This window comes from Gemmatimonadetes bacterium SCN 70-22, from assembly GCA_001724275.1.
Classification (GTDB): Bacteria; Gemmatimonadota; Gemmatimonadetes; order Gemmatimonadales; family Gemmatimonadaceae; genus SCN-70-22.
Map to the genome: position 1 here is coordinate 1 of MEDZ01000069.1, position 7691 is coordinate 7691.

Genomic DNA, 7691 nt, shown 5'->3' on the forward strand with positions numbered 1-7691 from the left:
CCCCGGGCGCCCGTCCCCCGCACCTCCACCCGGCTGGCGATTCACGGCTCGCCTCACTTGCCCGCGGCGCCGGCGCCCGCCAGCGTGACTTCGGCCGGCATGCCGATCCGCAGGCGCCCGTCGACGTTAGGCACCGCCAGCTTGACGGCGTACACCTGCACCGTCCGCTCCTCGCGCGTCTGGATCGGCGTCGGCGTGAACTCGGCCGCCGGCGCGATCCACGTCACGCGCCCCGGCACCGTCCGCAGCGTATCGCCGCCGGCGTCGACCCGGACGACCAGCTCCTGCCCCAGCGCCACCTGCGCCAGCTGCGCCCCGCTCAGGTACGCGCGGAGGATCAGCGTATCGAGCGACGCCATCTTGAACAGCGGCGTCCCCACCTGCACGAATTCCCCGGCTTCCGCGTACTGCGCCAGCACCGTCCCCGCGCCCGGCGCGACGATCCGGCTGCGCCGGATCCGATCCTCCAGCGTCGCCAGCTGGGCGTCGATGGCCGCCACTTCCCGCCCGATCGTGCTCCGCGTCGCCCGGGCTCCTTGCAGCTGGTCGCGCAGCACCCGGACGTCGCGTTCCGCGCGATCGCCCTGCTGCGCCGTCGCCGCCTGCGCCGCCAGCAGGCGGCGCGTCCGTTCCAGCTCGCGCTCCGCGATGTCGCGTTGCGTCTCCAGCGCGGCCGCGTTCGCGTCCACCTCGCGCGTTCGCGCCCGCGCCGCCTCGCGCCGGGCCACCAGCTCGGCACGCTGCAGCACCAGCGCCGTCGTGTCGATGACTCCCACTACCGCGTGAGCCTCCACCCGCGTCCCCTCGTCGGCGTCCAGGCGCAGGACGCGCCCGCTCGCCTCGGCGGCGACCGTCACCTCGGTCGCCTCGAAGTTGCCGTAGGCATCGGCCGACTCCCGCCGGCAGGCAGTGACCAGCGCGATGGCGCCGAGGGTGAGTACGAGTCGCGTGGTCTTCATGGCGTCGTCGACTGGAAGGAACGGGGAGCGAGCCCCAGCGTGGTGAGGTACCGGGCCTCGGCCTGCGCCAGCTCGGTACGATGGCGATGCATTTGCAGGTTGGCCTCCAGCACGTCGGTGCGCACCTCGACGTACTCGGCGGCCGTGATCGTCCCCTCGGTGAACTGCGCGTCGACCTGCCGCGCGATGTCGGTCCGCAGCGCCACCAACCGCGCGTCGCTCGCCAGCGCGTCGCGCAGGCGCCGCATGTCGGCCAGGTCGCTCTCGACGGCTCGCGCCAGCTGCTCGGCCAGCGCCCGCTCCTCGGTCGTCACGATGCGCTGCTGCACCCGGAGCACCTCGGTGGCCCGATCGGCGTTGCGCCAGGTCCACGGACGCCATTCGAACCGGAGCCCCGCCTGCCAGAACTCGTCGGCACTGGTGCGCAGCTGGTTCAGCCCCGGGCGCCCCGCCCCGGCCTGCCCGAAGGCGACCACCCGCGGACGGTTCTCCACCCGGGTCAGCGCCGCCTCGCGATCGAGCCGATCGCGTGTCCGGTCGAACTGGGTGAACTCGGGGCGTACGCGGAGCGCTTCGGGGCGCCCCTCGGCGATGGTACGCGCCACATCGGTCCCGAGGTCGGGGAGCGCCAGGATGCTCGACTCGGTGATGGACGCCCCCGTCAGGCGCTCCAGGACGGCCAGCGCCGATCGGCGCGCCGCCGCCGCCTCGTCGCGCGCCAGTTCGGCCCGCAGGCGCTCGGCGACGATGGCGAGCGTGTCGCGCGGGAGCGCCGCGCCGTTCACCACCCGGCTGCGCGCCAGCTGCAAACGGGCATCGAGATCGGCCATGAGGGCATCGAAGTCGCGGAGGCGCCCCTCCAGGAGGAGCGCGCCGAAGAACGCCGCGTTCACCTCCGCCCGCACGCGGTAGAGCGCCGCGTCCACCGCGGCCGACGACTCGGCGAGCCGCGCCCGCTCCACGGCTTGGCGCGCGGAAATCGACCCTCCATCGACGACCAGCTGCTGCACGTCCAGCGTCGCCTGCCACCGGTCCTTCGGCGGCACCGGGACCGACTGGTTGGGGAGGGTGAGCCCGATCGCCGTGACGTCGCTCTGGTGCGAGGCGGCGGCGTTGAACGACAGCTGCGGCCGCCGTTCCATGTCGAGCGTGGTGAGCCGCAGCCCCGAGGCCGAGCGGAGGAACTCCGGCTGCGCGGCCCGGGGGTCGTGGCGGATCGCGGCGTCGTGCAGCGTGCCCAGGCGCAGCGTGTCCTGCGCTGGTACGACGCGCCCGGCGCCGAACGCGACGACGGCGGCGAGGAAGAAGTGGCGTGCGGTCACGGGCGTAACCCGGCGAGGAAGAAGTGGCGTGCGGTCACGGGCGTAACCCGGCGAGGAAGAAGTCGGGGAGTTCGCGCTTCCGCGCCTCGATGAAGGCGGAGAAGCGCGCGGCGTCGACGCCCACGATGACCTCCAGCATGGGGCGCGCCATGAACGGGAAGACCAGGAGCCCGATGAGGCTCACGACGAACTGCTCGGGAGCGATGCGGCGCATCGTCCCGGCGGCGGCCGCCTTGTGCAGCTGCCGGCGGAGCACGTCCAGTCGCGCCGCTCCCCCGCGCTGCATGATCGACCGCACCCGCTCGGGCTCGGTGTGGGCCTCACTCATGACGTAGGGGGCCAGGTAGGGGCGCGCGAGATGGAAGTCGAGCTGCTCGCGAACGACGGTGCGCACCTTGTCCTCGATCGAGAGCGTGTCCGACGCGAGGATGCCGAAGACGCGCGGCATGAACGCCTGCATCGCCGTGGCAAAGACCTCCTGCGCCAGCGCGTCCTTGGTGCCGAAGTAGTAGTGGACCAGCGCCTTGTTCACGCCGGCCTCGTCGGCGATCTCCTGCGTGCGGGCCTTCGCCGTTCCCTGCTGCACGAACACGCGATGGGCCGCCGCGAGGATCTTGTCACGGGTGGCGCGCTCGTCGTCGGGGGTGGGAGCCAGAGCGGCTGCGCGCGCCGTTGCACGCGGCCTGCCGCCCGCGCCTCGCTTCCCCCGGTGCGTCCCGGCCCGTCCGGTTCCCGATGAACCATCTGGTTTAACCATATGGTTAAACTGTATGGTCAATCCGGCGATGTCAACCCTCTCCCCGCACCATCGCATGCCCCGCGCCCGGCGCCCCCCCCGCCCCCCCCGCCCCCGCCGGGCGACATGCAAGCGATCCGGTCGATCCCCCGTCATTCACCGCACGCGGCAATGTCAAGCGGTTGCCCCGGCGCACCGTCCCTTTCACCTTGCCCGCTCTCCATTCGGGCCCGGCCCACGCCGCCGCTCCATCCAGACACGCCCTCCGTCGCGTCATGACCGATACAGCCGCCTCGTCGACCCCCGCCATCGTCGCCCGCGTCGCGAGCGAGCTCTCGCTCGCCCCGCCCCAGGTGCGTCAGACGCTCCTCCTCTTCGAGGAGGGGAACACCCTCCCCTTCATCGCCCGGTACCGAAAGGAGGTCACCGGCGGGCTCGACGAGGTCCAGCTGCGCGACGTGCGCGATCGCGCCGACTACCTGGTCGAACTCGAGGATCGCCGGGCGGCCATCCTCAAGAGCATCGAGGAGCAGGGCAAGCTCGACGACACGCTGCGGGCGCAGATCGCCGCCGCCGACACCAAGCAGGCGCTGGAAGACCTGTACCTCCCCTACAAGCCCAAGCGTCGTACCCGCGCGATGATCGCCCGCGAGCGCGGACTCGCGCCGCTCGCCGAGCAGCTCTGGAGCGGCGCGCTCGACGACGCCGGTGCCGCCGACCTCGCCGCGACCTTCGTCAACGAGGCGCTCGAGGTCCCCAGCGCCGACGCCGCGCTCCAGGGAGCGCGCGACATCCTCGCCGAGCAGGTGGCGGAGGACGCGACCGTCCGCGGCTGGGTCCGCGAGATGACCCGCGCCCAGGGAGTGGTGAGGAGCACGGTCCAGCCCGGCAAGGCCAGCGACGCCTCGAAGTTCAAGGACTACTTCGACTACAGCGAACCGTTAGGCAGCATCCCGTCCCACCGCATGCTCGCCATTCGGCGCGGCGAGGCCGAGGAGGAGCTGATCTGGCGCATCGAGGCCCCCGTCGACGCCATCACCACCCGTCTCACCCGCGAGATCCTCGACGGACGACGCGCCACGCAGCAGCTCACCCTCGTCGCCGGCGACGCCTACAAGCGCCTGCTCGCCATGGCCATCGAGGTCGAGCTCCGCATGGAGCTCAAGTCGCGCGCCGATGACGAGGCGATCACGATCTTCGGCCGCAACCTGGAGCAGCTCCTCCTTGCCCCGCCGGCGGGCGAGCGCCGCGTGATCGGGCTCGACCCCGGCTTCCGCACCGGCGTCAAGGTCGCGGTCGTCACGTCGACCAGCGCCCTCGTCCACACCGACACGCTCTATCTCCACCAGGAAGACCGCTTCGCCGGCGCCATCCGCGCCATGGTCGCGCGCTTCGCCCCGGAGCTCATCGCCATCGGCAACGGGACGGCGAGCCGCGAGACCGAGACCCTCGTGAAGGCGGCGCTGCGCGAGCTCGACCCGCCACGCCCGCAGGTGGTGGTCGTCAACGAGGCCGGAGCCTCGGTCTACTCCGCCTCCGATCTCGCTCGCACCGAGTTCCCCGACCTCGACGTCTCGCTCCGCGGCGCCGTCTCGATTGCCCGTCGGCTGCAAGATCCGCTCGCCGAGCTGGTCAAGATCGACCCGAAGTCCATCGGCGTCGGGCAGTACCAGCACGACGTCAACCAGCCGCGCCTCAAGTCGCGCCTCGACGAGGTCGTCGCCAGCTGCGTCAACCGCGTCGGCGTCGAGGTCAACACCGCCTCGGCCGCCCTCCTGGCCTACGTCTCGGGGATCGGCCCGTCGCTCGCCCAGTCGATCGTCGCGCTGCGCGACCAGCGCGGCGGGCTCCGCTCGCGCGCCGAGCTGCGCGACGTGCCGCGGCTGGGCGCCAAGGCCTTCGAGCAGGCCGCCGGCTTCCTGCGCGTGCGCGGCGGGTCGCACCCCCTCGACGCCAGCGCGGTCCATCCCGAGCGTTACGCCCTCGTCGAGCGCATGGCCGCCGATCTCGCGACCGACGTCGCCTCGCTCGTCGGGAACGAGGCGCTCCTCGCCACCCTCGACCTCACACGGTACGTCTCGGACGATGTCGGACTCCCCACGCTGCGCGACATCGTCGACGAGCTGCGCAAGCCCGGTCGCGATCCGCGCCAGGCGTTCGAGCCTCCCGCCTTCCGCGACGACATCCAGAAGCCGGAAGACCTCACCGCCGGCCTGATGCTCGAAGGCGTCGTGACGAACATCGTCGCCTTCGGCTGCTTCGTCGACATCGGCGTGCACCAGGACGGCCTGGTGCACGTGAGCCAGCTGGCCGATCGCTACGTCAGGGATCCCAACGACGTGGTGAAGGTCGGGCAGAAGGTGAAGGTGACGGTCCAGTCGGTCGACCTCGCGCGCGGGCGCATCGCGCTCACGATGCGGACCGACGGACGCGGAGGAGCGAGTGGCGAGCGCCCCCGGCGGGATGCGCAGGAAGCGGACGGCCAGCGCAGCGGCGCGTCCGGGCGCGGCGCCCGCGATCGCCCCCGGGGAGCCCCCCCGGCGCCGAAGCCACCCGCCGTCCCGGGCAAGGGGTACGTCGCCCCCAACGGCATGCGCTTCAAGTAGCAGTGCGCAGGAGTCGCCGATGCCGCACCCGCGCGGCATCGGCATCGCCCCCCGCCGCGGTGATCGTCCGCCCGGGTCGCCCTCCTTGCCAACGCAAGGGCCTCGTGGTTGCGTAGTGCACGAAGCACTCCTGGCCAGGGCCCTCCCCATGCGACTCCTGCTCACGACGCTGGCGCTGGTCGTCGCCACGCTCCCGGCGCGCGCGCAGCACGTCCGCGTGCGCGTCGGGATCGTCGGGCACCCCGCGCCGCTGGCCATCGACTCGCTCGCCAGCGTCCACACGATCCAGGCGCCGCGCGCGCAGGTCTTCCACGCGGTCGCGCAGGTCCTGGCCGAGCTCGAGCTCCCCGTCGATACGCGCGACTCGGTGCGCGGCATGGTCGGCGTCACGAGCATCGCGAGGATGCGCCGCTTCGCCAACGCCCCGATCTCGCGCTACCTCAACTGCGGTAGCGGCATCACGGGCGCCAACGCCGACAACTGGCGCGTCTTCATCACCGCCTTCGCTTTCGTCGACGCCCGCGATGCGGCGACCACCGAATTGCGGCTGGCGATGGTCGGCGGGGCGCGCGACGTGGCGGGAAGCTCGACCGCTCCCGTGGCCTGCGGCAGCACGGGCGCGTTCGAGTCGCTCGTCGCCGAGCGCGTCACCCAGCGACTCGCCCCAAGGGCACCGCCGCCCGCGCCGAAGCCCGAGCCGAAGCCCGAGCCGACGCCCGAGCCGAAGCCCGAGCTGAAGCCCGAGCTGAAGCCCGAGCTGAAGCCCGAATCGTCGCCATCGCGCCCCCGCCACTTGCGTCCCGCGATTCGCCTCACGCCGCGCTGACGCGCCTTCCCCTCGCCTCGCCCCTCGATTCACGCCCCCGGCATCCACCCCGCATGCCCCGCAAGCCCCGCATGCCCCGCATGCCCCGCATGACTCGCATGACTCGCATGACTCGCATGACTCGCATGACTCGCATGACTCGCATGACTCGCATGACTCGCATGCCCCGCCTGACGTCTGTCGCCCTGGCCTTCGCGCTCCTCCTCCCCGCACGCCCGGCCCAGGCCCAGCCGCGCTGGCAGGAGATCGGAAAGACGCGAAGCGGAAACCCCGTGTACGTCGACGCGCGGAGCGTGCGGAAGGGGAACGACGGAATCGTCAACGCCACCATCCGGGTCGTCTACACCACCCCGGTCAAGTCGCCCAAGGGCAACCTCACCGCCTCGCGCGCGCTGGCGATGTTCGATTGCGCCAGGATGACCTTCGCCACGAAGGAGAACACCACCTACATCGACGAGAAGGCGAACCGGGTCTTCCAGCGCACGGTGAACAAGCAACCCGGCTTCGGCCCGGCAATCGCCGGGAACTTCGCCGACGTCGCGCTGCAGCACCTGTGCGGGAAATGAGCGCCGGCTGGGCGGCCCCGGGGCCCGGCGGCGCGCCCGGCGCCTAACTCCGGAGTGCGGCGGCGAGGATCAGCGCCGCCATTGCGCACCCGACCCCCGTCTTGGCGACCGCGGCCGCCACACGCCCCAGCAGCGCCCCCCACGCCACGCGCGTGGCACTCTGCCGCGTGGCCCCGGCGATGGTGAGCTCCAGCGCCAGCGCGCCGACGAAGGCGCCGGCGAAGGCGCCGATCACGCTTCCGACCAGCGGGACGGGGAGCCCAACCATCGCCCCGGCGATCCCCCCGGCGATCGCCCCCCACCCCGCCCGGCTCGAGCCGCCGTACCTGGCCGTGTAGCGCGTGGCGAGCACCCACTCCAGCGCCTCGCCCAGGAGCGCGAGGGCCGCGGCCACGACGAGCGTGACGAGCCCGATCCCGGACGCCGGCACCAGCCAGTCGTACGCCAGCGCCGCCCCGAGCATCAGCCAGAGCCCGGGGAGTCCCAGGACGACCAGGAATATCGACAGCACCATCGCTGCCGCCAGGAGCAACACACCCATGCGAGACGGATCCTGAATGTAGACGGCGCGGGCGAGACGACGTCGGGAGACGCCCTCGCCCGCGCCGACACACTACGCGGGATCACCCACCCGGGATTCGCCGAGCCCTCCGCGCATCGCGCCCCCCCCCCCCCC

General features: G+C 72.5%; 7 protein-coding genes. 3 read left to right on the forward strand and 4 right to left on the reverse strand.

What is annotated here, in order from left to right; genetic code table 11:
* Positions 1-53: 53 nt before the first annotated feature.
* From ABS52_18815 to ABS52_18825, 3 genes are read right to left on the reverse strand one after another with little or no spacing between them, the layout of a single operon-like run.
* Positions 54-959 (reverse strand): hypothetical protein, encoded by a 906-nt coding sequence (locus tag ABS52_18815; protein ID ODT00221.1) that lies wholly within the window; start codon positions 957-959, stop codon positions 54-56.
* Positions 956-2281: a hypothetical protein gene (locus ABS52_18820; GenBank protein ID ODT00222.1), complete on the reverse strand. Its 1326-nt coding sequence runs from the start codon at positions 2279-2281 to the stop codon at positions 956-958. Before ABS52_18820 ends, ABS52_18815 begins: the two co-directional genes overlap by 4 nt.
* Before the next feature lie 34 nt (positions 2282-2315).
* Positions 2316-2873 (reverse strand): hypothetical protein, encoded by a 558-nt coding sequence (locus ABS52_18825; protein ODT00223.1) that lies wholly within the window; start codon positions 2871-2873, stop codon positions 2316-2318.
* Between the two features lie 419 nt (positions 2874-3292).
* On the opposite strand from ABS52_18825, the gene ABS52_18830 reads away from it, so the two are divergent.
* From ABS52_18830 to ABS52_18840, 3 genes are all read left to right on the forward strand, one after another.
* The gene (locus ABS52_18830; protein ID ODT00224.1) at positions 3293-5623 is read left to right on the forward strand and encodes an RNA-binding transcriptional accessory protein; all 2331 of its coding nucleotides are present in this window, start codon (positions 3293-3295) and stop codon (positions 5621-5623) included.
* Positions 5624-5771: 148 nt separating this feature from the next.
* A complete protein-coding gene (locus ABS52_18835) occupies positions 5772-6449 on the forward strand; it encodes a hypothetical protein (GenBank protein ID ODT00225.1) in 678 nt (225 codons plus the stop codon).
* Between the two features lie 161 nt (positions 6450-6610).
* Positions 6611-7015 carry a hypothetical protein gene (locus ABS52_18840; protein ODT00226.1) on the forward strand — a complete coding sequence of 135 codons (405 nt, stop codon included), beginning with the start codon at positions 6611-6613 and terminating at the stop codon, positions 7013-7015.
* A gap of 43 nt (positions 7016-7058) precedes the next feature.
* Here ABS52_18840 and ABS52_18845 read toward each other — a convergent pair whose 3' ends face one another.
* On the reverse strand, positions 7059-7556 hold the full coding sequence (locus ABS52_18845) for a hypothetical protein (protein ODT00227.1): 498 nt from the start codon (positions 7554-7556) through the stop codon (positions 7059-7061).
* Positions 7557-7691: the final 135 nt, after the last annotated feature.